Source organism: Variovorax sp. PDC80, from assembly GCF_900115375.1.
GTDB lineage: Bacteria > Pseudomonadota > Gammaproteobacteria > Burkholderiales > Burkholderiaceae_C > Variovorax.
On record NZ_FOWG01000001.1, the window covers coordinates 1,164,548 to 1,188,123 of the forward strand.

A 23,576-nucleotide genomic window follows, 5' to 3' on the forward strand; every position below is an offset into this window, starting at 1 on the left:
TTTCCTTCTTCTTGCGCCGGCATGCCTGGAGCGGACCCGCTCAGTACTTGCGGATGAACGGGTCCGGCATGTCGAGCTCGGTCGAGATCCACACGCTCTTGGTCTCGAGGAATTCCTTCACCGCCTCCACGCCGCCCTCGCGGCCCTGGCCGCTGTCCTTGAAGCCGCCGAAGGGCGTGGTGAAGCTGGTCGAGCGGTAGTTGTTGATCCACACGGTGCCGGCCTTCAGCCGCTCCGACATGTGCATCGCGCGGTGCAGGCTGCGCGTCCACACGCCGGCCGCGAGGCCGAAGCGGATGTCGTTGCCGATGCGCACCGCGTCGGCCTCGTCCTTGAACTTGAGCACCGACAGCACCGGCCCGAATACCTCCTCCTGCGCGATGCGCATGCCGTTGTCCACGCCCGTGAAGATGGTCGGCTCGACGAACTGGCCCGCGCCGTAGCCCGGGCCGCTGCGCACCTTGCCGCCGAAGGCGCAGTGCGCGCCCTCGGCCTTGGCGATGTCGATGTAGCTCACCACCTTGTCGAACTGCGGCCGCGTGGCCACCGGTCCCACCTGCACGTCGGGCAGCGCGGGATCGCCGAGCTTGGCCTTGGAGGCGATCGCGACCAGCCGCTCGACGAACTCATCGTGGATGCTCTCCTGCAGCAGCAGCCGCGAGCCTGCCATGCAGGTCTGGCCGCCGGCCGAGAAGATGCCGGTGATCACGCCGTTGGCGGCGCGCGCGAGGTCGGCGTCGTCGAACACGATGTTGGGCGACTTGCCGCCGAGCTCGAGCGTCACGCGCTTGAAGTGCTTGGCCGCCGCCACGCTCACGCGGCGCCCGCCCTCGTCGCCGCCGGTGAAGGCGATGCAGGCCACGCCCGGATGCTCGACCAGCGGCTCGCCCACGTCCTTGCCGAAGCCCGTGACCACGTTGAACACGCCCGGCGGAAAGCCCGCCTCGGCGAACAGCCGCGCGAGTTCGAGCAGCGACACCGAGGTGTGCTCCGAGGGCTTGGCGACGATGGCGTTGCCGGCCGCTAGCGCCGGCGCCACCTTCCAGGCCGTCAGCAGCAGCGAGGAGTTCCACGGCGTGATGGTGCCGACCACGCCGATCGGCTCGAGGCGCGTGTAGTTGAAGACCTTGGGCTTGTCGATCGGGATCACCGCGCCCTGGATCTTGTCGGCCAGGCCGCCGTAGTAATAGAAGTACTTCGCCATGTACGACACCTGGCCGCGCACCTCGCTGCGCAGCTTGCCGTTGTCGCGCGCCTCGGCCTCGGTGAGGGTGTCGAGGTTGGCCTCGATCAGCGCGCCCAGCCGATGCAGCAGCATGCCGCGCTGCGTGGCCGACATCTGGCCCCACGGGCCCTGCATCGCGGCCTCGGCCGCCTTCACCGCGCGGTCGACGTCCTCGGCATTGCCCTGCGGAATGCGGGCCCAGGGCTCGCCCGAGAACGGGTCGAGCGAATCGAACCACTGGGCCGACGCGCTCGCCTGCCATTCGTTGCCGATGAAGAGTCTGTACTGCTGCATTGCTTGCGTGCTCCGTGGGTGGGCCGGGTGAACTGGATGAATGGCGTTCAGTTTCCGGCGCGGCACGCGGGGGCACAAGCGATGAGTCCTGGGCCTCTCGTGAGCTTTCGTCATCGATGCGGTGGCGTTCAGCGCAGCACGCGCGACTTGTCGTAGGCCTCCTCGAAGATCTGGTGGATCAGTTCGCGGAACCAGCGGTGGCCCGCGTCGTGCTCGTTGCGCGGATGCCAGACCGCGTCGATCGACAGGCCCAGCTCGGGCAGCGGCATCGGCATGGCCACGCAGTCCGAGCCCGAGAGCACGCTGTCCATCCAGTGCGCGGGCATGGCCGCGATCAGGTCGGTCGATTCGATCACGGGCACCATGCCGAGCCAGGTCGGCACCTGGATCATCACGCGGCGCGCGAGCCCGCGCTCGGCCAGGATCTCGTCGAGGATGCTGCTGCCCACGCCCGAGACCTTGAGATGGCCCAGCGACAGGTACCTGTCGAGCGTCATCGGTTCGGAGGCCGCGGGATGGCCCTTGCGCATCAGCACCATCCACTGGTCGTCGAGGATGCGCCGCGAGGCCGACAGCACCGAGCGGCCGCGCGACACCGACAGCCGGATCTCCACGCCCTCGTACTCCACGCGGTCCGAGGGCTGGTACATGTCGAAGGATTGCACCGACAGGCTGACGCCGGGCGCCACCGAGCTCAGGTGGATGCACAGCCGCGGCAGCAGCAGCACGCCGACGTAGTCGGACAGCCGCAGGTGGAAGGTGCGGCGCGCGGTCGCGGGATCGAAGCCGCCGCGCACCTCGATCGCGCTTTCGATCTCGCTGAAGGCCTTGCGGAAGCTCGTGGCCAGCCGCACGGCCTCGGGCGTGGGCGCCATGCCCTGCGGCGTGCGTGTGAGCAGCGGGTCCTTGAACTGCGTGCGCAAGCGACGCAGCGCATGGCTCACGGCCGAGGCGGTCAGGCCCAGCCGGGTGGCGGCCTTGACCACGCTGCGCTCCTCGAACAGGGCTTCGAAGATGACCAGCAGGTTGAGGTCGATGCTGCGCAGGTTCAGGGGCGGGCCGCCGGCGGCGTTCATGGGATGAATCCGGTTCATGATGAAGATGACAAAGATGATCTTGCCTCACGCGGGGGCCTCTCAGAACAATAGCCCGCATCCCCAGCCCACTCTCCATGGCATCGATCTTCTTCTCCATGGCATCGCTTTCCATGCACGACCGGCTTCCCCCGACCCCCGCCATTCCCGACAGCGCCCGGATATTCCCCGAAGGTTCCTGCGACACCCACTTCCACGTGTTCGGCGATGCGCGCGAATTCCCGCTGATCGACGAGCGCTCGTACACGCCGGCCCCGGCTTCGATGGCCGACTACTGGGCTGCCTTCGGACCCGTGGGTGTGGAGCGCTGCGTGCTGGTGCAGCCCAGCGTCTACGGCCGCGACCATTCGCTGCTCAAGCGCATGCTGCGCGAGGCGGCGCCCGGCAGCATGCGCGGCGTGGCCGTGATCTTCGAGGACACGAGCGAACGCGAGATCGAGGAACTGCATGCGCTGGGCGTGCGCGGCGCGCGCTGCAACGCGCTGTTCTCGGGCGGCGTGTCGGCCGCCAGCCTGCGCGCCATCGCCGACCGCATCGCGGCCTTCGGCTGGCACCTGCAGCTGCTGGTCGACGTCGAGCACGATCCCGACCTGGTGCCACGCGTGGCCGCCACCGGGTTGCAGGTGGTGGTCGACCACTTCGGCCATCCGGCGCCCGGCGCGACACCGCAGGGCCCCGGGCTCGCGAATCTGCGCGCGCTGCTCGCGGAAGGGCGCGCCTGGGTCAAGTTCTCGGGTGCCTACCGGCTCAGTGCATCGGCCTGCGCCACCGATCCCGCCGTGATCCCGCTGGCCCATGCGCTGGCGCGCGCCAACCCCGAACGCATCCTGTGGGGATCGGACTGGCCGCATCCCGGCATCGACGCGCGCGCCACCGCCGGCAGCGAACTGGCCGGGGCGCTGCGCGCCTGGTTGCCCGACGGCGACCTTCGACAGGTGCTGGTGCGCAACCCCACGCAGCTTTACTGGAACCATTGATTCATCACAGGGAGACGTTCGAATGACCGACAACAACTTCAACCGCAGGGCCTTCATCCAGGGCGGCGTCGCGCTCGCCGCATCGGCGGCGGCATGGCCCGGCAGGGCGCAGGGCCGCGCCTTTCCGACCAAGCCCCTCACGCTGATCGTGCCCTTCGCGCCGGGCGGCAACGTGGACATCACCGCCCGCACCCTGGGCGTGCCGCTGACGCGGCATGCGGGGCAGTCGGTGATCGTCGACAACCGCGCCGGTGGCGGCGGTGCCGTGGGCACGGGCTGGGCCGCGCGCGCCGAGAACGACGGCCATTCGCTGCTGGTGGCCACGCCGGGCCAGCTCGGCACCCTGCCCGAGATGATCAAGGTGCCCTACCGCGCCGACAACTTCGTGCCCGTGGCCGTGCTGAGCCGCACGCCCGTGGTGGTGGTGGTGCGCGCCAACGATGCGCGCTTCAAGACCGCCGGCGACTTCCTGCAGGCGATCCAGGCTAAGAGCGAGAACGTGACCATCGGCCATGCGGGCCCGGGCTCGCCGAACCACCTGGCGCTGCTGCAGCTCGAGGACGCCGCGAAGGCACGCGTCAACGCCGTGCCCTACAAGGGTTCGGGCCCGGCCGTGGTCGACCTGCTCGGCGGCCAGATCGACGCCGTGATCGACCAGGTCACGAGTTCGGCGCCGCACCTCAAGAGCGGCGGCCTGCGCGCAGTGCTGGTGCTCGGCCCGCAGGTCGGCGGCATGCTGGCCGGCGTGCCGAACCTCGCGCAGCAGGGCATTCCGAGTTTCGACGCCACCACCTTCGTCGGCGTGTTCGCGCCCAGGGGCATCGCGCCGCAGACCGTCGCGAGCCTGCAGGGCTGGATCTCGAAGTCGGTGGCCGAGCCCGAGTTCTCGAAGCCGATCCGCGAACTGGGCAGCGAGCCCCTCGCCGAGAGCGCGGCCTACCTGCAGCGGCTGGTGCAGGAAGACGCGGTGCTGGCGACGCGGCTGGTCAAGCAAGGCCGCCTCAAGGCTGACTGAGCGGCGCTGCACGGCCGGCCATGATCGCCCACGTTCCACCCCCGGTCACGCTGGCGCAGCACTACCGGCAGTTTCTCGCGGCGCTGGCCGCCGCAGGCTTCGAGGGCGAGATCAGCCAGCGTCATGCCGACCGCACGGTGCTCGCGACCGACAACTCGATCTACCAGCGGCTGCCGCAGGCCGTGGTGTTTCCGAAGCATGCCGACGACGTGGTGCGGCTCGCGACGCTGATGGACCGCGACGAGCACCGGCGCGTGGTGCTCGCGCCGCGCGGCGGCGGCACCGGCACCAACGGGCAGTCGCTGACCGACGGCATCGCGGTCGACCTCTCGCGGCACCTGAACGGCATCGTCTGGATCGATCCGGTGCGGCGCGTGGCGCGCGTGCAGGCCGGCGTGGTCAAGGACCAGCTCAACGCGGCGCTCGCGCCGCATGGCCTGTTCTTCGCGCCCGAGCTGTCGACCTCGAACCGCGCCACCATCGGCGGCATGGTCAGCACCGACGCGAGCGGCCAGGGCAGCTGCAGCTACGGCAAGACGCGCGACCACGTGCTCGCGCTCGAGGTCGTGCTGCCGGGCGGCGAACGCTTCACGAGCCGCCCTGCCGGACCCGACGAACTCCAGGCCCACCTGGCGCGCCCCGGCCGCGTGGGCGATGCCTGGCGCTGCGCGCACCGGATCGCCGAGCGCGATGCCGCGCTGATCGCGCAACGCTTTCCCAAGCTCAACCGCTGCCTCACCGGCTACGACCTCGCGCACCTGCGCGAGCGCGATGGGCGCTTCAACCTCAACAGCGTGCTCTGCGGCGCCGAAGGCTCGCTGGGCTTCATCGTCGAGGCCGAGCTCAACCTGCTGCCGATTCCGCGCCACACGGTGCTGGTCAACGTGCGCTATGCGAGCTTCATGGATGCGCTGCGCGATGCGCAGGCGCTGATGGCGCATGCGCCGCTGTCGATCGAGACCGTGGACTCGCGCGTGCTGATGCTCGCGATGGAGGACATCGTGTGGCAGGGCGTGGCCGAATACTTTCCCTCGAGCGAAGACAGCGCGCCCACGCGCGGCATCAACATGGTCGAGTTCAGCGGCGATTCGCTGGAACTGCTCGAGACCCGGGTCGCGGCCTTCGTCGCGCACCTCGCGCGCGATGCCGGCGCGGCGCGCCTGGGCCACACCATCGCGGCCGGCCATGCCGCCGTGACCCGGGTCTATGCGATGCGCAAGCGCGCGGTGGGCCTGCTGGGCAATGTGCAGGGCGAGGCGCGGCCGCAGCCCTTCGTGGAAGACACCGCCGTGCCGCCCGAGCGGCTCGCCGACTACATCGCCGAGTTCCGCGCGCTGCTCGACGGCCATGGCCTCTCGTACGGCATGTTCGGCCACGTGGACGCCGGCGTGCTGCACGTGCGGCCCGCGCTGGACCTCAAGGACCCGGCCCAGGCCGCGCTGATCCGCCCGCTGTCCGACGCGGTGGCGCGGCTCACGCAGAAGTACGGCGGCCTGCTCTGGGGCGAGCATGGCAAGGGCGTGCGCTCCGAATACGCACCGGCCTTCTTCGGCCCGCTGTATGCGTCGCTGCAGGAACTCAAGGCCGCCTTCGATCCGCACAACCAGCTCAACCCCGGCAAGATCGCGACGCCCGCGGGCGTCGATGCGGCGCTGCTGCGCATCGACGAGGTGCCGATGCGCGCCGACGCCGACCGCCGCATCAACGAGCGCGTGTGGCAAAGCTACGCCAGCGGCCTGCATTGCAACGGCAACGGCGCCTGCTACGACTTCGACCCCGACGAGGCCATGTGCCCCTCGTGGAAGGCCACGCGCGAGCGCCGCCATTCGCCCAAGGGGCGCGCCTCGCTGCTGCGCGAATGGCTGCGGCTGCAGGGCGAGGCCGGCGTCGACGTGCTGCAGGCCGCGGCGCGGCAGCCCTCGTTCCTGGCCGGGCTGCCCGCGCGCTGGCGCAACGGCCGGCGGCGTTCGAACGCAGACGACTTCTCGCACGAGGTCTACGAAGCGATGGCCGGCTGCCTGGCCTGCAAGTCCTGCGCGGGGCAATGCCCGGTGAAGGTCAACGTGCCGGAGTTCCGCGCGCGCTTTCTCGAGCTCTACCACGCGCGCTACCTGCGGCCGCTCAAGGACTACTTCATCGGCTCGCTCGAATACAGCATGCCCGGCCTCGCGCGCATGCCGGCGCTCTACAACGGCCTGATGGCCCTGCCCGCGGTGCGCGGCCTGCTCGCGCGGCATGCCGGCATGGTCGATGCGCCGCTCTTGAGCCGCTTCGATTTCGGCGCCACCCTGCGGCGCTGGAACGTGCGCCATGCCACGCCCACGGCGCTGGCGCGGCTCAGTGCCGACGAGCGCGCGCGTTCGGTGGTGCTGGTGCAGGACGCCTTCACGCGCTACTTCGAGACGCCGGTGCTCGCGGCCTTCATCGCGCTGGCCGCGCGGCTGGGCTGCACGGTGTGGCTCGCGCCCTTCCGGCCCAACGGCAAGCCGCTGCAGGTGCAGGGCTTCCTGCGTGCCTTCGACCGCGCGGCGCGCCGCAACGCCGACATGCTCGATGCGCTGGCGCAATGCGGCGTGCCGCTGGTCGGCCTCGATCCCGCGATGACGCTGGTCTACCGCCAGGAGTACGCCAAGCTGCCGCGGATGGCGCGCCTGCCTTCGGTAATGCTGCCGCAGGAATGGCTGCTCGATGCACTGCCCGCCGAAGCGCCGCCGTGCGCCGCGCCGGGCGACTTCCGCCTGCTCGCGCATTGCACCGAGAAGACCAACGCGCCCGCGGCCGCCGCGCTGTGGCCCCGGGTGTTCGCGCGCGCCGGCCTGCGGCTCGAGGCGCAGGCCAGCGGCTGCTGCGGCATGTCGGGCACCTACGGCCACGAGCAGCGCAACCTGCAGACCTCGCAGCGGATCTTCTCGCAGTCGTGGGCGCCGCTGCTGACGGCCGAGCCCGCGCCGGCGGAATTCCTCGCCACCGGTTATTCGTGCCGCAGCCAGGTCGAGCGGCTGCAGGCGCGGCGCCTGCGCCATCCGGTGGAGGTGCTGGCGCAGCTGTATGGCGGTGATAGCGAAGAGGACGCCGCCACCGCGCGCTGAACCCCGTCGATGAAAGGCGCTATCTTGTGCGCCGATCCATCGACCGGGTTCCCATGTCCAACGCCAGACTGCCCTCCTTCAAATTCCTGATCGGCTTCGAAGCGGCCGCGCGCCTGGGCAACTACTCGCGCGCGGCCGAGGAGCTTCACGTCTCCCAATCGGCCATCAGCCACCAGATCGCGCAGCTCGAGCAGCAGGTCGGCCAGCCGCTGTTCCGGCGCAAGGGCCGCGGCGTGGAGCTGACCGTGGCCGGCGGCCTGCTGCTCGACAGCGTGGGCAAGTCGCTCGAGCAGATCCGCCATGGCCTGCATCGCATCGAGACCTACATGGACGACCGCCTCGTCACGCTGGTCTGCCCCGCGCCCGTCGCGCACGGCTGGCTGCAGCCGCGCATCGACCGGCTGCTGCAGGCGCATCCCGACCTGTGCCCGATCGTCTCGGTCGACGAGAGCGCCCGCTTCATCGACGAGCTCGACGTGGACATCGCGATCACGCGCGAACCGCTGCAGCAGCCGGACGTGTTCGAGGTGCCGCTGCTGAGCGACGAACTGGTGGCGGTCGGCCTGCCCGACGCCGACACGGAGGCCACGCCCGGCCTGCTGTGCCTCGAGGCCGACCTCACGAGCGACCGCATCGGCCCCTTCATCCGCGAGCACTTCGGCCCGCTGCGCAAGGCCGCGATCTACGACGACCCGCGCCTGCTGCTCGACGCCGCGCTGCGCGGCCGCGGCCTCGCGCTGGTGTCGCGGCTCTCGGCCGACGATGCGCTGCGCAGCGGCCGCTTGCGCCACCTGGCGGCCTGGCCGAGCCTGCCGCTCGGCACCCTCTGGATCTCTCGCACCGAAGGCCCGTCGCGCCTGCCGCTGGTGCGCGAGGTGTTCGACAGCCTGTGGGGGTTCGCGCGCGAAGACGGTCATTTCATGAGCCAGATCGATTGATATGGCCAGAAAAGATCAATTGTGCGGATGAATGAGCGTCTACAGAATCCGGGACTCCGTAGAAACCCTGATTCTTATGACGACTCGACGAACGCTCCTGGGCCTCGGTGGCCTGGGCCTCTTCCATGGACTGCTGAGCGCCTGCGGCGGTGGCGGCGGCAATGCCGGCGGCCCCGCGCTCCCCTTTCCGCCGCCGGCGCCCGCTCCCGCGCCCGCGCCTTCCCCCGCACCCGGCAGCGCCTGGCGCATGCCCGACGAGGGCGGTGCCCATCGCGCCGTCTGGATGGCTTTCGCCGCGCGCGAATCGATCTGGAGCGCCGAACTGCGCGAGCCGGTGCAGCGCGCGCTGGCGCGCATCGCCAATGCGATCAGCGTCTACGAGCCGGTGAAGATGCTCGTGAACGCCGAGGATGCCGCCACGGCGCGCCAGCTCTGCGGCGCCAACGTGCAGCTGATCGAACACCCGATCGATGACCTCTGGATGCGCGACACCGGTTGCGTGTTCGTGCGCAACGACCGCGGCGAGCGGGCCGCCGTGAACTTCAACTTCAACGGCTGGGGCCGCAAGCAGCCGCATGTGCGCGACGCCACGGTGGCGGCGCGCATGGCCGAACTCGCGGGCGTGCCGCTGCTGCGCAGCCGCCTGGTGCTCGAAGGCGGCGGCATCGAGGTCGACGGCGAAGGCACGGCCATCGTCACCGAGAGCTGCGTGCTCAACGAGAACCGCAACCCGGGCGTGACCAAGGCCGCGGCCGAGGAAGAGCTCCGGCGCCTGCTGGGCCTCACGAAGATCGTCTGGCTGCCCGGCATCGCCAACCGCGACATCACCGACGGCCATACCGACTTCTATGCACGCTTCCTCAAGCCGGGCGTGGTGGTGGCGGCACTGGACAACGACCCCGAGTCCTTCGACCATGCCGTGACCCGGCGCCACCTGGAACTGCTGCGCACGGCGACCGATGCGCGCGGACGCGCCCTGCGCATCGTCACGCTCGCCACGCCGGGCCGGGTGCGCCCCACCTACGCACGCAAGGAGTTCGCGGCCGGCTACGTGAATTTCCTGCTGACCGACAAGGCCCTGTTCCTGCCCGAGTTCGGCGATGCGGCGGCCGATGGGGCGGCCCGCGCGGCGCTGTCCGCGGAACTGCCGAGCCACCAGATCGTGCAGCTCGACATCGATGCCATCGCCGCGGGTGGCGGCGGCATCCACTGCACCACGCAGCAGGAGCCGGCGTGATCCCGAACGTTTTCGCCAGGAGACCGACATGCATTTCTCGATGACCCGCCGCCGCCTGACCAGCGCCCTCGGCCTCGCCCCCTTCGGCTGCATCGCCACCGCACCCGCCGCCGCGCCCGAAAGCTGGCAGATGCCCGACGAAGCCGCGCCGCATCGCGCCACCTGGATGTCCTTCGGCCCGAGCGAAGCGATCTGGGGCCGGCGCCTGCTGACGCCGGTGCGCCAGCACCTGGCCCGCATCGCCCGCACCATCGCCGAGTTCGAACCCGTGCACCTGCTGGTGCGCGAACGCGAACACGACCTGGCCGCGCGCCTGTGCGGCAACCGCGTGCAGCTCGAGGTGCAGCCGGTGGACGACCTCTGGATGCGCGACACCGGGCCGGTGTTCGTGCGCAATGCGGCGGGCGAATGGGGCGGCGTCGATTTCAACTTCAACGGCTGGGGCGGCAAGCAGGCCCATGCCGACGATGCCGAGGTGGCCGGCTATGTGAGCGGCGCCGCCAAGGCACGGCCGCTGGCGACGGAGCTGGTGCTCGAGGGCGGCGGCATCGAGGTCGACGGCGCGGGCACGGCGCTGATCACTGAGAGCTGCGTGCTCAACGCCAACCGCAATCCCGGCTGGCGCAAGGAGGACTGCGAGGCCGAGCTGCGGCGCCTGCTGGGCCTGCGCAAGATCATCTGGCTGCCCGGCATCGCGGGCCGCGACATCACCGACGGCCACACCGACTTCTATGCGCGCTTCGCGGCGCCGGGCATCGTGGTGGCGGGCCTGGAGAACGATCCCGATGCCTACGACCACGCCGTGACCCGGCGCCACCTCGAGATCCTGCGGCAGGCCACCGACGCGCGCGGCCAGCGGCTGCGCGTGGAAGTGCTCGCGGGTCCGGACTCGGTGCGCGACGCGTACGACGGCGAGGAGTTCGCGGCCGGCTACATCAACTTCTACGTCTGCAACGGCGCCGTCATCGCGCCGCAGTTCGGCGATGCGCGCGCCGACGGCAACGCCCGCGCATTGCTGCGCGAGCTGTTCCCGAAGCGCGAGGTGGTGCAGCTCGACATCGATGCGATCGCCGCGGGCGGCGGCGGCATCCACTGCACCACGCAGCAGCAGCCGCGTTGAAGTTGCTCAGGCCACCGGCGGCAGTCGATCGAGCAGCTTGTCGAGCGTGATCGGATAGCTGCGCACGCGGACGCCGGTCGCGTTGTAGACCGCGTTCGCGACCGCGGCCGCGACGCCGCACATGCCGAGCTCGCCCACGCCCTTGGCCTTCATCGGCGAGGAGATCGGATCGGTCTCGTCGAGGAAGACCACGTCCTGGTGCGGGATGTCGGCATGCACCGGCACCTCGTAGCCCGCAAGGTCATGGTTGACGAAGAAGCCGTGCCGCTTGTCGACCGCCAGCTCCTCCATCAGCGCGCCGCCCACGCCCATGGTCATGGCACCGATCACCTGGCTGCGCGCGGCCTTGGGGTTGAGGATGCGGCCCGCGGCGCAGACCGCGAGCATGCGCCGCACGCGGATCTCGCCGGTGACGGCATCGACGCCGACCTCGACGAAATGCGCGCCGAAGGTCGACTGCTGGTACTTCTTGTCGAGGTCGCCGTACTCGATGCCGTCCTCGGCCGACAGGCCCTCGGCGCCCGCGGCCTCGGCCAGCGGCACCGTGCGCTCGCCGGCGCGCACCATGCCGTCGGCAAAGCTCGCATCGGCGACCGCGAAGCCCAGCTTGCCCGCCACCGCCTCGCGCAGCTTCATGCAGGCCGCGAACACGCCCGAGGTCGAGTTGTTCGCGCCCCACTGCCCGCCCGAGCCGGCCGAGGCCGGGTAGGCCGAATCGCCGAGCCGCACCTGCACCTTGTCGAGCGGCAGCCCCATGGTCTCGGCGGCGGTCTGCGCAATGATGGTGTACGAGCCGGTGCCGATGTCGGTCATGTCGGTCTCCACCGTGACCACGCCGCGGTTGTCGAGCCGCACGCGCGCGGCCGACTTCGTGAGCAGGTTGTTGCGGAAGGCCGCCGCAACACCCATGCCCACGAGCCAGCGGCCGTCGCGCTGCTGGCCCGGCGACGCGTTGCGCCGGTTCCAGCCGAAGCGCTCGGCGCCGGTGCGCAGGCATTCGATCAGGCTGCGCTGCGAATACGGGCGCTCGGGCTTCTCGGGATCGACCTGGGTGTCGTTGAGCACGCGGAACGCGATCGGATCGAGCGCCAGCTTCTCGGCCATCTCGTCCATCGCGACCTCGAGCGCCATCAGGCCCGGCGCCTCGCCGGGCGCGCGCATCGCGTTGCCCTCGGGCAGGTCGAGCACCGCGAGCCGCGTGGCCGTGAGCCGGTTCGCGCCCGCATACAGCAGCCGGGTCTGGTTGACCGCCGTCTCGGGCTGGCCGCCCTCGAGGTCGCCCGACCACCCTTCGTGCGCGATGGCCGTGATGCGGCCGTCGCGCGCGGCGCCGATGCGGATGCGCTGCACGGTCGCGGGCCGGTGCGTGGTGTTGTTGATCATCAGCGGGCGCGTCAGCGCCACCTTCACGGGCCGGCGCGCGGCGCGCGCGCCCAGCGCGGCGAGCAGCGCATCGGCGCGCACGAACAGCTTGCCGCCGAAGCCGCCGCCGATGAAGGGCGAGACCAGGCGCACGTTCTCCTTCGGGATGCCCAGCGTCTTGGCGACGTCGCCGACGCCCCAGGCGATCATCTGGTTGGCGGTCCAGATCGTGAGCCGGTCGCCCTGCCACTGCGCGATGGAGGCATGCGGTTCCATCATCGCGTGCGACTCGTCGGGCGTGCTGTAGGTCGCGTCGAGCTGCACCGGCGCCGCGGCGAAGGCGCCCGCGAAATCGCCGACCCTGGTATCCGGCTCGCCCGAGAAAGCACTGGCCTTGGGCGGCTTCGCCGACGCCATCTCGGCCGCGAGGTCGAAGCGGCCGGCCGCGCGCGTGTACTCGATGCGCACCAGCTGCGCCGCGGCGCGCGCCTGCTCGAAGCTCTGGGCCACCACCACGGCCACCGCCTGGTGGTAATGGTCGATTTCGGGGCCTGCCAGCAGCTTCGCGGTGTTGAAGTCGCCCTTGCCCAGCTTGCCGGCATTGCGCGCGGTGACGATCGCCAGCACGCCCGGCGCGGCCTGCGCGGCGCGCAGGTCCACCGAGGCGATGCGGCCCTTGGCGATGCCGGCGCCGATCACATAGCCGTAGGCCGCGCCCGGCACTTCGGCATGGCGCTCGTAGGCATAGCGCGCGCTGCCGGTGGTCTTGACCGGGCCGTCGATGCGGTCGGTGGGCCGGCCGATGACCTTGAGCTGGTCGATCGCGTTGGTGGTCGCGGGGGTGTCGAATTTCATGATGTTCAGCTCCTCGCCTGCACCAGGGCCGCCGCGAGCGCGCGTTCGGCCAATGGCAACTTGAATGCGTTCTCGTGGGTCGGCTGCGCATCGGCCAGCAGCCGTGCGCTCACCGCGCGCGCGCCCTGCGGCATCGCGGCCTCGGCGGCTTCGATGCGCCATGGCTTGTGCGCCACGCCGCCGAGCGCCACGCGCCCGGTGCCGTCGCGCTGCACGATGGCCGCCACCGACACCAGTGCGAAGGCGTAGGAAGCGCGGTCGCGCACCTTGCGGTAGACCTGCGTGCCGCCCACGGGCCGCGGCAGCGTCACGCCGGTGATCAGCTCGTCGCGCTCGAGCGCGGTCTCGATGTGCGGCGTGTCGCCGGGCAGCCGGTGGAAGTCGGCGATAGGGATCACGCGCGTGCGCCCGTCGGGCTTCACGGTCTCGACGGCCGCGTCGAGCACGCGCATCGCCACCGCCATGTCGCTCGGATGGGTCGCGATGCAGGCCTGGCTGGCGCCGATCACCGCGAGCTGCCGCGTCACGCCGCCGATGGCGCTGCAGCCGCTGCCGGGGCGGCGCTTGTTGCAGGGCTGGTCGGTGTCGTAGAAGTAGGGACAGCGCGTGCGCTGCAGCAGGTTGCCGGCGGTGGTCGCCTTGTTGCGCAACTGGCCCGAGGCACCGGCCAGCAGCGCGCGCGACAGCACGCCGTAATCGCGGCGCACGCGCTCGTCGGACGCCAGGTCGGTGTTGCGCACCAGCGCGCCGATGCGCAGGCCGCCGTCGGTGGTCGGCTCGATGCGGTCGAGCTTCAGTGCGTTCACGTCGACCAGGTGCACCGGCGCCTCGATCTGCAGCTTCATCAGGTCGAGCAGGTTGGTGCCGCCCGCGATGAACTTGGCGCCGGGATGGCCGGCCACCGCCGCCGCGGCCTGCGCGGGCGTCTGCGCGCGCTCGTAGGTGAAGGGCTTCATGCGCGGCTCCCTGCCACCTCGGTGATGGCGTCGACGATGTTCGAGTAGGCGCCGCATCGACAGATGTTGCCGCTCATGCGCTCGCGCAGTTCGTCGGCCGACAGCAGCGGCCGCGCCGTGAGATCGGCGCTCACGTGGCTGGGCACGCCGCGGCGCACCTCGTCGATGGCGCCGACCGCCGAACAGATCTGGCCCGGCGTGCAGTAGCCGCACTGGTAGCCGTCGTGCTTGACGAAGGCCGCCTGCAGCGGATGCATGGCCTGCGGCGTGCCGAGCCCTTCGATGGTCGTGACCTGCGCGCCCTCGTGCATGACCGCGAGCGTGAGGCAGGAATTGATGCGGCGCCCGTCGAGCAGCACCGTGCACGCGCCGCACTGGCCATGGTCGCAGCCCTTCTTGGTGCCGGTCAGGTGCAGGTGTTCGCGCAGTGCGTCGAGCAGGGTCGTGCGCGTGTCGAGTTCGAGCGCATGCGATTGGCCGTTGACCTGCAGCGAGAGTCTGGTGGGGGGCATGTTCGTGGGCGGTGGTGATGCCGCGGCCGGCGCGGCCGCGGCGGGCAAATGAGACGAGACCGCCGCGGCGGTGGCGGCGGTCGCGATGAGCGCGTCGCGCCGGGTGATTGACGTCGAGGGCGATGTCGTGGGGCTTTCCATGGGGACTCCTGTTGTTCGAGGGTCGGGTGCGCGTGGGAACACTCTGATAGCGCGAGCCACCGGGGTTCGCAGTAGGAGAAGGGATGTTGTTGAGTCCCGTGGCGGGCTCGTCGCGCGAGGACGCCGGCGAGGCGAAGCACCATTCTTGGGAACGGCCCGTGGAATCGATTGCGCGTTTCGCGTGTTTTCTTGCCTGATCCAACGAGCTTGCGCCGCTTTGCGGCCGCGCGATGGTGCGCGTGTAAGAAGGCGGCCTTACAGCTTCGGCGCGAGTACGCCGGGCGCCCTACACCGGATCGCGAACGGCCTGCGCATGGCCGAGGAAGGCGCGAAGCTGCGAGGGCCGCACCGGCTTGACGATGACCGGCAGGCCCGCGGCCCGTGCCGCGCTCAGGTAGTCGCCGCCCACGTCGCCGGTGACGATCAGCGCGGGCAGTGCTGCATCGTTCAGCGACGAACGCAATGCCTCGATGGCCTGGATGCCGCCGGCCTGCGAGCCCAGGCGCAGGTCCACCACCAGCGCGTTCGGCCGGAAACCCGCCCGCAGCACGTCCAGCGCGTCCGCGATGCCGCTCGCGGAGCGCACGTCCATGCCCCACGACACGAGCAGCCCGCGCAGAGCCTGCAGCGAATCGCGATCGTCGTCGACCACCAGCACGCGAGCCGCCAAGGCGGTCGGCGACGCTGGCACGGACCGCCCTGCGTCACCCATGCCGTCGCTCGCTCCGGCATCGACCAGCGGCAGATGCAGCTCGAATACGCTGCCCTGCCCGGCCGAGGAACGAACGGCCACGCGAAGATCGAGCAGGTCACTCAATCGCTTCACCGTGGCCAAGCCCAGGCCATAGCCCAGCCGCCGGTCGCGCGCGGGATTTCCGGCCTGGTAGAACTCGTCGAAGATCTGCGGCAGGTGCTCGGCGGCGATGCCGATGCCCGTGTCCTCGATGCGCAGCCGCAACCGGCCGTCGTCGATGCGGCCGTCGACACGCACCTGGCCCGCGTGCGTGTAGCGGATGGCATTCGCCAGCAGGTTGGTGAGTACGCGCGCCAGCAGGGCACGGTCGCTGTGCACCATGCAGGGCTCGATCGCCGTCTCGAAACGCAGGCCCTTGGCCGCGGCCATCGCCTGGTGCGGACGGCAGCATTCGCGCACCAGTTCGTCGATGGCCAGCGGCGCCCATTGCGGGCTGGCCGAGCCGGCATCGGCGCGCGTGATGTCGAGCAGGTCGTCCACCACGTCGGTCATGCCGTCGGCGCAGGCCACCAGTTGCTCCGACATCTCCTTGACCGCGCGCTCGGTGCTCACCGTGTGCACCGTCTGCGCGAGCAGCGCCATCGCATTGAGCGGTTGGCGCAGGTCATGGTTGGCCGAGGCGAAGAAGCGCATGCGCGCGGCGACCGCTTCCTCGGCCGTGCGCCGCGCCGCGCTGCTGCGCTCGTTCTCGGCGCGCAGCGCGATCACCAGCTCCGCATTGCGCCGGCGCTGCGCCTGGATCTCGTGCAGCGCGGACGACAGCTCCCTGGAACTCAGCAGCGTGTAGACGCCGATCAGCGTCACGATCAGCGCCATCGCCAGGTGATAGCTGCCGCCGAACCAGATGTCGCGCAGCACCAGCGGCCCGAGGATCAGCACCACGTAGGCGATGGCCGCGCGCCCCATCGTCGAGAGCCGGATCGCGCCGCCCAGCGCCACCGTGACCATCGCGATGTGAAGGATGGCCTCGGCCTGCGCCGGCCCCTCGTGGCGCAGCAGCGCGCTGAGCACGCCCCAGGACAGCGCCAGCACCTGGTTGCTGGCCATGATCGGCAGCGCCATGGCCTGCGGGTTCGCGCGCATGCCGGGCCGCAGCGCCCAGGCGATCCAGAGGCCCAGGCGCACCGCGACGATGCCGCAGTAGACGACGAACCAGGCCTGCACGCGCGCGCCGTCGGGCCCCGCCGCGTACTCGAGGTAGCACAGCAGCCCGCCCACCGCCGCCAGCAGCCACGACCAGACCGTGGAGCGGATCATCTGCTCCAGCTGCTGCAGCTGGAGGTCCGAGAAGGCCAGGCGTGCGCCGAGCGCGGGCTTCACCGCTGCTCCAGCAGCAGGCCGGCACGGCGCGCCTGCACCAGCAGGTGCGTGCGGTTGCGCGCATCCATGGTGTCGAGCAGCGCCGTGATGTGCAGCTTGACCGTGCGCTCCGCGATCTCGAGCTCGGCCGCGATCTGCTTGTTCTGCCGCCCCTGCGCCACCAGCAGCAGCACCTCGAGCTGGCGCGGCGTCAGGCTCGCGGCCGGCAGGCCGGCCTGCGCCTGCAGCAGGTCGAAGGACTCGCCGCCCGCGGCCACCTCGTCGAGCGCGCGCGCGATGCGCGCCACCGGTTGCGACTTGCCGATGAAGCCGGCCGCGCCCGCCGCGCGTGCGCGCGCCGCGAGCACCGGTTCCTCGTCGCCCGAGATCATCAGGCGCGACACCAGCGGATGCCGGGCACCGAACAGGCGCAGGCCTTCGAGCCCGTCCTCGCCGCCCAGGCGGTAGTCGATCAGCACGATGTCGGGCGCGCATTGCGCGGCACGTTCCACGCCCTGCGCCAGCGACAGCGCCGTCTGCACCTCGAAGTCGGGACGGGCGTGCGTCAGCGCATGCGCAAAGCCGATGCCGAAGAGCGGGTGATCGTCGACGAGCAGGAGTTTCATGGTGCCGTGATCCTCGGGGCGGGATCCGCCCGCGCCCTCTCCTCGTGGGCCGCATTGTCCATGCCGGCAGCCTACAGGCGCGCGGCACAAGGGCCAACAGCACCTTCGGGCAGGTGCCCGAAGGTGCTATGGGCGAGCGCCGGCCCCGTCCCTACGATCCGCCCCTCTTTACGAGCGAGGACTGCGAGATGACGAAGACGAGCGGCTATGGACGATGGATCGTGTGCGCGGGGGCGCTGGCCCTGCTGGCGGCCTGCGGAGGCGGAGGCTCGGGCGGCGGCGCGCTGCCGCCCCTCGGCATCGTGCCGCCCCCGCCCGCGCCGATCGTCGTGCGACACACGCTCGAGGTCGGCATCGCCGGCGCGGGCCGCGTCGCGTCGCAACCCGCGGGCATCGACTGCACCGACCGCTGCGACGCCGAATTCGATACCGGCACCGAAGTGCTCCTCAGCGCTTCCCCGGCCGCGGGCCAGGTCCTCGGCGGCTGGAGCGGCGCGTGCAGCGGCAATGCCAGCACCTGCCGCGTGCGCATGGACACCGCACGCAGCGTCAGCGCCGCCTTCGTCGCCGCGCCGCCCACCGTGGGCTGGAGCGATGCGATCGCGCTCTCGGCCGCCGGCGCCAGCCTGCCCAAGGTCGCGATCGATGCGCAGGGCCGCGCGCTGGTCGTGTGGCGCCAGATCGAGGGCAACCCGCAGGCGGACCGCCTCTGGGGCAGCCGCTACCTGCCCGGCAGCGGCTGGACCGCGCCGCAGCGCCTGGAGGCCAACGCGGGATCGGTGCGCGACATCCGCGTCGCCATCGACAAGCCCAGCGGCCGCGCCGTCGTGCTGTGGACCCAGCTGAGTTCCGCCACCGGCCACGACCTGTGGGCGCTGCCGGTCGATCCCGCCGCCGGTTGGGGCAGCCCCGCGCTGCTGGAGACCGGCAGCGGCACCGTCGGCAACGCGAGCGTCGGCATCGACGCCCATGGCAACGCCGTGGCGGTCTGGTCGCAGATCGGTCCGGCCACGCGCTTCAGCATCTACGCCAACCGCTTCACGCAGGCCGGTGGCTGGGGCACCGCTGCGTTGATCGAGACCGACGAGACCGTGGGTGTCGTGAACGGCGACCCCTCGGTGGTGGTGGCGGGATCGGGCGAATCGCTGGCTGTCTGGAAGCGTTCGACCGGCAGCAGCGCCTCGCTATGGACCAACCGCGCCAATGCGGGCGGTACCTGGGGCACGGCGGCCGAGCTCGTGCCGGATGCGGGTACCGCGCAGTCGATCGGTGCGCATGACCTCGCGATCGACGCAGGCGGCAACGCGCTGCTGGCCTGGGGCCAGGCCGACCTGCCCGGCGGCGGCAATCAATGGGAGAGCGCGGTGTGGTTCAAGCGCTTCTCGGCGGGCGCCTGGCAAAGCGGCACCGCGCGCGTCGGCGCGCCATTCACGTCGACGCAGGCCTTGCTGAGCACGCCCGTGCTGCGCATGAACGCGGCCGGTGCGTCGGTGCTGAGCTGGGGGCGGCTCGACAACGCGCTCATGGCTTCGACGGCTGCGCCGGGTGCTGCGTTCGGTGCGGGGAGCGTGGTGCGGGCGGCAGCCTCGCGGGCGTTGAGCAGCCTGCCTGCGTTGGGGATCGACGATGCGAGCAATGCGTTCGCATCGTGGGCGCAGGCGAATGACCTGGGGACGGCGGACCTCTACGCGGCACGACATGCCCTGGGTGGGGGCTGGGGAGCGCCTGCGCTGCAGGAGAGCACGGATGAGGCGGCGGCTGCGCCGGATCTGGGGATGAACGAGCTGGGGAATGCGGTGCTGGCCTGGCAGCAGTTCGAGGCGGGGAGCGGGACGCGGGTGATGGTTCGGGGGTATGGGTCGGGGAGGTAGGGCCGGCGCCTGGCTACATCGCTCGTCTGTGATAAAAATTCGGTGGTCAATCAATCTTGAACATTGCCTTGGGAAAGCACAAGGCAAAGCTGACCCGACGTGGCAGTCGCAAGAAATCGATCCGAAATCGACGACTGAACTCAAGAAAGGTCGGCCCGACTTCTGCAATACCTCTGAGCAGATCGCTGCGTGGGTCAGCCAATAACTGGAGTGTCATGACTCTCGTCGCCGAAGCTATCGACAGGAGTAAGCGTGACGACCATTCTCATGTGCAAGCAGTTGTCGATCTCTTCATGCACCCACCTACGCCTGCCCTGATCGAAGTAGTGTTGCACCACGCCGGCTCGCCGGAAGATTGCCGGGTCAAGAGGAATACGCGCATTGGGGTTGTGAAAGATTTGCAGCCCATCTGCGAGCGTCTCGGTGTACTCACCCAGTACACCAGTTCGCGGCTCGGGCTTGCCGTCGGGCTTCCCGCCCCACGTTGACCACACCACGCCCTGCGCGTCTGGTGCTTTTGACATCACGTCTACCTTGCCCCAAGTTGCAGTACTTGAGAACAAGACTGCGCTCACTTCCTGCCACTGATCATCTCGAAAGATGCCTAGCTGGATCGACGCCCCGTTGTCTTTCTCGACAAACCCCAAGTTGACCGTTGGTGGCCCGTTTGGGAACGACGCAGGATTACGACGGTAAGCATCCTCGTCGACATACTCGTCGTAAAGAACGGCACGTATCGGGCGGTCGTACTGAAACTGAAAGTCACGCTGCTCAAATGGTGCAACCGCAATAACGAACGGCTTCGCTTTGACGTGGCTGAGCTTGCTGTACTTGTCTCTGTATGCGCGGAGTTTCCCTAAGAGAGCGTTGGCGAGCCGGATCATGGCTTCGCGGTTCAATTCGCCATACTCGCCCCGCATAACAGCATCCGTGAGAGTTCCAGGCTCCTTTTCCCACTCCTTAACCTTCCCCTCCGCAGCATTCGCTGTGGCGGCTTCTACGATGAGAGATGATGAGCCCGCCTGTAGGGCGAAATCGGGCGACGCAGCGTTCCAATCGAACGAGAAGCCGTACTCGCGGAATAAGGCGTAAAGGTAGATTTCCCAGAATGACGAATTGAACGTTGTCTGAAATTCGTAGACGAACTTTCCGTCCCTGTCTGGAAATCCCTTAACCCACCGCATCAGTTCTTGGCGCACAGGCTCCCTAGCGTCATCCAAGAGCGTTCGGAAATGCGGATGAAAGCGCTCTGGTGCAGCAACCGGCTTGAATAGATCCATGCTCGACAGGATACCTACCCGCGCCTGCTACGCCTTCAAGCTATGCGCGGCACACGTCACCACATATCACCCAGTCGCACTGCCGACGGATGGGTGAACGGATGGGTCAGGGTATCGAACTGGCCGAGCGTCGATGAAAGACATCGATGCCTGGCGGAGAGTGTGAGATTCGAACTCACGGACGCTTTCACGTCGGCAGTTTTCAAGACTGCTGGTTTAAACCACTCACCCAACTCTCCGGAGCCCGCGATTCTATGCCGAGCCCGCCCCGTGCTCAGTCCTCGGGCAGGAACAGGGTCTGCAGGTCGCTGAGGAAATCGAGCCCGCGCTCGGTGGGCCACACGCGGCTCAGGTCGCGTTCGACGAGACCCTTGCGCTCGGCCTCCTCCAGGCCGCGCTGGATCGCGGTGAAGGCCAGGCCGGTGCGCTCGCCGAACTGCATCAGCGTGAAACCGGCCTTCAGGCGCATGGCGTTCAGCATGAATTCGAACGGCAGGTCGGCCAGCGCGACCTCGTCGCTCTGCGCGACGGCGGTGCCGGCGCGGGCGTTGTCCATGTACAGACGCGGCTCGCGAAAACGCACCTGGCGCACGATGCGATGGGCGAAGCTGAGCTTGCTGTGGGCGCCGGCGCCGATGCCAAGGTAGTCGCCGAACTGCCAGTAGTTGAGGTTGTGCGCGCAGGTGTGGCCGGGCCGCGCATAGGCCGAGACCTCGTAGCGCGACATGCCGATGGCGCCGGTGCGCTCGGTGATGCGGTCGAGCATGGCGTAGGCGATGTCGTCTTCGGGCAGCTGCGGCGGGAACTTGGCGAACCAGGTGTTCGGCTCGATGGTGAGGTGGTAGACCGACAGGTGCGGCGGCGCGAGCGCGAGCGCCTGCGTGAGGTCGGCGTCGAGCTGCTCGAGCGACTGGCCCGGCAGCGCATACATGAGGTCGAGGTTGAAGGTGTCGAACGAGGCCGCGGCCTCCTCGGCGGCGGCGATCGCCTGGGCGCGGTCGTGCACGCGGCCCAGCGCCTTCAGGTGCTCGTCGTTGAAGCTCTGCACGCCCAGCGACAGCCGGGTGACGCCGGCCGCGCGGTAGGCGCGGAAGCGGTCGCGCTCGAAGGTGCCGGGGTTGGCCTCGAGCGTGATCTCGCAGTCGGGCGTGAGCTTCAAGCGCGCGCGCACGTCGCCCAGCAGGCGGTCGATGGCCTGGGGCGAGAACAGGCTCGGGGTACCGCCGCCGATGAAGATGGCCTGGACGCCGCGACCCCAGATCAACGGCAGCGCGGCATCGAGATCGGCAATGAGCGCGTCGATGTACGCGGACTCGGGCATGCCGTCGGCCTCGGTGGGGCTCGTGGCGCGCCACTCGTGGGAATTGAAATCGCAATACGGGCACTTGCGCAGGCACCACGGCAGGTGGATGTACAGCGTGAGCGGCGGCAGTGCCGTCAGCTGCAGCGGGCCGGGGCGCATCCAGTGCAGCACGTCGTTGGCATGCGGCGCACCAACCGGCGCCGCGGGCTGGATGGGAACGACGGACGAGGGAGCGCTCACAGCCATCGCTCGCGCATCAGCGCCAGCATGGCGCGCGCGGCCTGGCCGCGGTGGCTGTGGGCGTTCTTCACCTCGGGCGTGAGCTGGGCGAAGGTCTTGCCGAAGGCGGGCAGGTACATCACGGGGTCGAAGCCGAAGCCGTTGTCGCCGACCGGCGCCGGCGCGATCTCGCCGGCCACGCGGCCCACCGCGATCAGCGGCTCGGGATCGTCGTGCCTGCGCAGCGCGACCAGGGTGCTGACGAGCGCGGCGCGGCGGTTGGCCTGTCCGGCCAGTTGCTCGAGCAGCGCCTTGACGTTGTTGGCATCGCCCTTGGAGTAGCCGAACTGGGTGGCGTAGTAGGCGGTGTCGACGCCCGGCAGGCCGCCGAAGGCATCGACGCACAGGCCGGCGTCGTCGGCGATGGCGGGCAGGCCGGTGGCGGCGCTGGCGTGGCGTGCCTTGGTCAGCGCGTTCTCGACGAAGGTGCGGAACGGCTCCTCGGCCTCGCTCACGCCGAGCTCCGACTGCCGCACGAGCGTGACGTCGAGTTCGGCGAAGAGCTGCTGCAGTTCGGCCAGTTTGCCGGCGTTGTTGGAAGCCAGGACGAGTTTCATACGTGGAAAGGAATAACGACGGCGGCCTTCTGCGGGCCGCGGTTCATGGCTGCTACTTCGACTGCAGGGCCTGCTGCTGCAGGACGACGAGTTCGCCGATGCCCTTCTCGGCCAGGCCCAGCAGCAGGTTCATCTCCTCGCGCGTGAAGGCCACGCCCTCGGCCGTGCCCTGCACTTCGACGAAATGGCCGGCGCCGGTCATGACGACGTTCATGTCGGTGTCGCAGGCGGAGTCCTCGGTGTACTCGAGGTCGAGCAGCGGCGTGCCGCCGACGATGCCCACCGAGATGGCGGCGACATGGCCCTTGATCGGCGAAGCGGCCAGCGTGCCGGCGGCGATCAGCTTGTTGACGGCATCCTGCGCGGCGACGAAGGCGCCGGTGATGGCGGCGGTGCGGGTGCCGCCGTCGGCCTGCAGCACGTCGCAGTCGAGGTGGATGGTGCGTTCGCCGAGCGCGGCGAGGTCGAACACGGCGCGCATCGAGCGGCCGATGAGACGCTGGATCTCCTGCGTGCGGCCGGTCTGCTTGCCCTTGGCGGCCTCGCGGCTGCTGCGGGTGTGGGTGGCGCGCGGCAGCATGCCGTATTCGGCCGTCACCCAGCCTTCGCCGCTGCCCTTCTTGTGCGGCGGCACCTTCTCCTCGACCGAGGCGGTGCACAGCACGCGGGTCTGGCCGAACTCGATCAGCACCGAGCCCTCGGCGTGGATGGTGAAGCCGCGCGTGATGCGCACGGGGCGCAACTGGTCGGCGGCGCGGCCGCCGCTACGGGTGAAAGCTGTCATGGTCTGAT

General features: G+C 69.9%; 18 protein-coding genes and 1 tRNA gene. 7 read left to right on the forward strand and 12 right to left on the reverse strand.

Annotation, left to right across the window (positions count from 1 at the left end; translation table 11 throughout):
• Positions 1–40: 40 nt before the first annotated feature.
• Both BM109_RS05350 and BM109_RS05355 read right to left on the reverse strand, forming a co-directional pair.
• Complete coding sequence (locus BM109_RS05350) at positions 41–1,519, reverse strand: aldehyde dehydrogenase (RefSeq protein ID WP_093341112.1); 1,479 nt, start codon at positions 1,517–1,519, stop codon at positions 41–43.
• A gap of 128 nt (positions 1,520–1,647) precedes the next feature.
• Positions 1,648–2,595, reverse strand: coding sequence for a LysR family transcriptional regulator (locus BM109_RS05355; RefSeq protein WP_256222360.1), 948 nt, complete (start codon positions 2,593–2,595; stop codon positions 1,648–1,650).
• 116 nt (positions 2,596–2,711) lie between these two features.
• Between BM109_RS05355 and BM109_RS05360 the strand changes: the two genes are divergently transcribed.
• From BM109_RS05360 to BM109_RS05385, 6 genes are all read left to right on the forward strand, one after another.
• Positions 2,712–3,590, forward strand: a complete 879-nt coding sequence (locus BM109_RS05360; protein WP_256222361.1) for an amidohydrolase family protein — start codon at positions 2,712–2,714, stop codon at positions 3,588–3,590.
• A 22-nt stretch (positions 3,591–3,612) separates the two neighbouring features.
• Complete coding sequence (locus BM109_RS05365; protein ID WP_093341115.1) at positions 3,613–4,605, forward strand: tripartite tricarboxylate transporter substrate binding protein; 993 nt, start codon at positions 3,613–3,615, stop codon at positions 4,603–4,605.
• A gap of 20 nt (positions 4,606–4,625) precedes the next feature.
• Entirely contained in the window at positions 4,626–7,694 is a 3,069-nt protein-coding gene (locus tag BM109_RS05370) for a D-2-hydroxyglutarate dehydrogenase YdiJ (RefSeq protein WP_093341117.1), read from the forward strand.
• A gap of 53 nt (positions 7,695–7,747) precedes the next feature.
• The gene (locus BM109_RS05375) at positions 7,748–8,632 is read left to right on the forward strand and encodes a LysR family transcriptional regulator (protein WP_093341118.1); all 885 of its coding nucleotides are present in this window, start codon (positions 7,748–7,750) and stop codon (positions 8,630–8,632) included.
• 76 nt (positions 8,633–8,708) lie between these two features.
• Entirely contained in the window at positions 8,709–9,869 is a 1,161-nt protein-coding gene (locus tag BM109_RS05380) for an agmatine deiminase family protein (RefSeq protein WP_256222362.1), read from the forward strand.
• A gap of 28 nt (positions 9,870–9,897) precedes the next feature.
• Positions 9,898–10,989 carry an agmatine deiminase family protein gene (locus BM109_RS05385; RefSeq protein ID WP_093341121.1) on the forward strand — a complete coding sequence of 364 codons (1,092 nt, stop codon included), beginning with the start codon at positions 9,898–9,900 and terminating at the stop codon, positions 10,987–10,989.
• Between the two features lie 6 nt (positions 10,990–10,995).
• On the opposite strand, the gene paoC is transcribed toward BM109_RS05385, so the two are convergent.
• The 5 genes from paoC to BM109_RS05410 form a co-directional block, all read right to left on the reverse strand.
• Positions 10,996–13,206, reverse strand: a complete 2,211-nt coding sequence (gene paoC / locus BM109_RS05390; protein WP_093341123.1) for an aldehyde oxidoreductase molybdenum-binding subunit PaoC — start codon at positions 13,204–13,206, stop codon at positions 10,996–10,998.
• A 5-nt stretch (positions 13,207–13,211) separates the two neighbouring features.
• Entirely contained in the window at positions 13,212–14,162 is a 951-nt protein-coding gene (locus BM109_RS05395; protein WP_093341124.1) for an FAD binding domain-containing protein, read from the reverse strand.
• Positions 14,159–14,815 carry an aldehyde dehydrogenase iron-sulfur subunit PaoA gene (gene paoA / locus BM109_RS05400; protein ID WP_093341126.1) on the reverse strand — a complete coding sequence of 219 codons (657 nt, stop codon included), beginning with the start codon at positions 14,813–14,815 and terminating at the stop codon, positions 14,159–14,161. Before paoA ends, BM109_RS05395 begins: the two co-directional genes overlap by 4 nt.
• Positions 14,816–15,101: 286 nt before the next feature.
• Entirely contained in the window at positions 15,102–16,889 is a 1,788-nt protein-coding gene (locus BM109_RS05405) for an ATP-binding response regulator (protein WP_093341127.1), read from the reverse strand.
• Positions 16,886–17,494 carry a response regulator transcription factor gene (locus tag BM109_RS05410; RefSeq protein ID WP_093341129.1) on the reverse strand — a complete coding sequence of 203 codons (609 nt, stop codon included), beginning with the start codon at positions 17,492–17,494 and terminating at the stop codon, positions 16,886–16,888. Before BM109_RS05410 ends, BM109_RS05405 begins: the two co-directional genes overlap by 4 nt.
• 188 nt (positions 17,495–17,682) lie before the next feature.
• On the opposite strand from BM109_RS05410, the gene BM109_RS41155 reads away from it, so the two are divergent.
• The gene (locus BM109_RS41155; protein WP_177239247.1) at positions 17,683–19,365 is read left to right on the forward strand and encodes an InlB B-repeat-containing protein; all 1,683 of its coding nucleotides are present in this window, start codon (positions 17,683–17,685) and stop codon (positions 19,363–19,365) included.
• A 194-nt stretch (positions 19,366–19,559) separates the two neighbouring features.
• Here the strand turns inward: BM109_RS41155 and BM109_RS05420 are convergent, their stop codons facing one another.
• From BM109_RS05420 to rph, 5 genes are all read right to left on the reverse strand, one after another.
• The gene (locus BM109_RS05420; protein WP_093341132.1) at positions 19,560–20,645 is read right to left on the reverse strand and encodes a hypothetical protein; all 1,086 of its coding nucleotides are present in this window, start codon (positions 20,643–20,645) and stop codon (positions 19,560–19,562) included.
• 151 nt (positions 20,646–20,796) lie between these two features.
• Positions 20,797–20,884, reverse strand: a tRNA-Ser gene (locus BM109_RS05425).
• A gap of 35 nt (positions 20,885–20,919) precedes the next feature.
• The gene (gene hemW, locus BM109_RS05430; RefSeq protein ID WP_093341134.1) at positions 20,920–22,194 is read right to left on the reverse strand and encodes a radical SAM family heme chaperone HemW; all 1,275 of its coding nucleotides are present in this window, start codon (positions 22,192–22,194) and stop codon (positions 20,920–20,922) included.
• A complete protein-coding gene (gene rdgB, locus BM109_RS05435; protein WP_093341135.1) occupies positions 22,185–22,784 on the reverse strand; it encodes an RdgB/HAM1 family non-canonical purine NTP pyrophosphatase in 600 nt (199 codons plus the stop codon). Before rdgB ends, hemW begins: the two co-directional genes overlap by 10 nt.
• A gap of 52 nt (positions 22,785–22,836) precedes the next feature.
• Entirely contained in the window at positions 22,837–23,568 is a 732-nt protein-coding gene (rph, locus tag BM109_RS05440) for a ribonuclease PH (RefSeq protein ID WP_093341137.1), read from the reverse strand.
• Positions 23,569–23,576: the final 8 nt, after the last annotated feature.

Bases quoted from the DNA above. Each gene is read 5' to 3' on its own strand.
- BM109_RS05350 (WP_093341112.1), bottom strand. From the start codon at position 1,519: ATGCAGCAGTACAGACTCTTCATCGGCAACGAATGGCAGGCGAGCGCG.
- BM109_RS05355 (WP_256222360.1), bottom strand. From the start codon at position 2,595: ATGAACGCCGCCGGCGGCCCGCCCCTGAACCTGCGCAGCATCGACCTC.
- BM109_RS05360 (WP_256222361.1), top strand. From the start codon at position 2,712: ATGGCATCGCTTTCCATGCACGACCGGCTTCCCCCGACCCCCGCCATT.
- BM109_RS05365 (WP_093341115.1), top strand. From the start codon at position 3,613: ATGACCGACAACAACTTCAACCGCAGGGCCTTCATCCAGGGCGGCGTC.
- BM109_RS05370 (WP_093341117.1), top strand. From the start codon at position 4,626: ATGATCGCCCACGTTCCACCCCCGGTCACGCTGGCGCAGCACTACCGG.
- BM109_RS05375 (WP_093341118.1), top strand. From the start codon at position 7,748: ATGTCCAACGCCAGACTGCCCTCCTTCAAATTCCTGATCGGCTTCGAA.
- BM109_RS05380 (WP_256222362.1), top strand. From the start codon at position 8,709: ATGACGACTCGACGAACGCTCCTGGGCCTCGGTGGCCTGGGCCTCTTC.
- BM109_RS05385 (WP_093341121.1), top strand. From the start codon at position 9,898: ATGCATTTCTCGATGACCCGCCGCCGCCTGACCAGCGCCCTCGGCCTC.
- paoC (WP_093341123.1), bottom strand. From the start codon at position 13,206: ATGAAATTCGACACCCCCGCGACCACCAACGCGATCGACCAGCTCAAG.
- BM109_RS05395 (WP_093341124.1), bottom strand. From the start codon at position 14,162: ATGAAGCCCTTCACCTACGAGCGCGCGCAGACGCCCGCGCAGGCCGCG.
- paoA (WP_093341126.1), bottom strand. From the start codon at position 14,815: ATGGAAAGCCCCACGACATCGCCCTCGACGTCAATCACCCGGCGCGAC.
- BM109_RS05410 (WP_093341129.1), bottom strand. From the start codon at position 17,494: ATGAAACTCCTGCTCGTCGACGATCACCCGCTCTTCGGCATCGGCTTT.
- BM109_RS41155 (WP_177239247.1), top strand. From the start codon at position 17,683: ATGACGAAGACGAGCGGCTATGGACGATGGATCGTGTGCGCGGGGGCG.
- BM109_RS05420 (WP_093341132.1), bottom strand. From the start codon at position 20,645: ATGGATCTATTCAAGCCGGTTGCTGCACCAGAGCGCTTTCATCCGCAT.
- hemW (WP_093341134.1), bottom strand. From the start codon at position 22,194: ATGGCTGTGAGCGCTCCCTCGTCCGTCGTTCCCATCCAGCCCGCGGCG.
- rdgB (WP_093341135.1), bottom strand. From the start codon at position 22,784: ATGAAACTCGTCCTGGCTTCCAACAACGCCGGCAAACTGGCCGAACTG.
- rph (WP_093341137.1), bottom strand. From the start codon at position 23,568: ATGACAGCTTTCACCCGTAGCGGCGGCCGCGCCGCCGACCAGTTGCGC.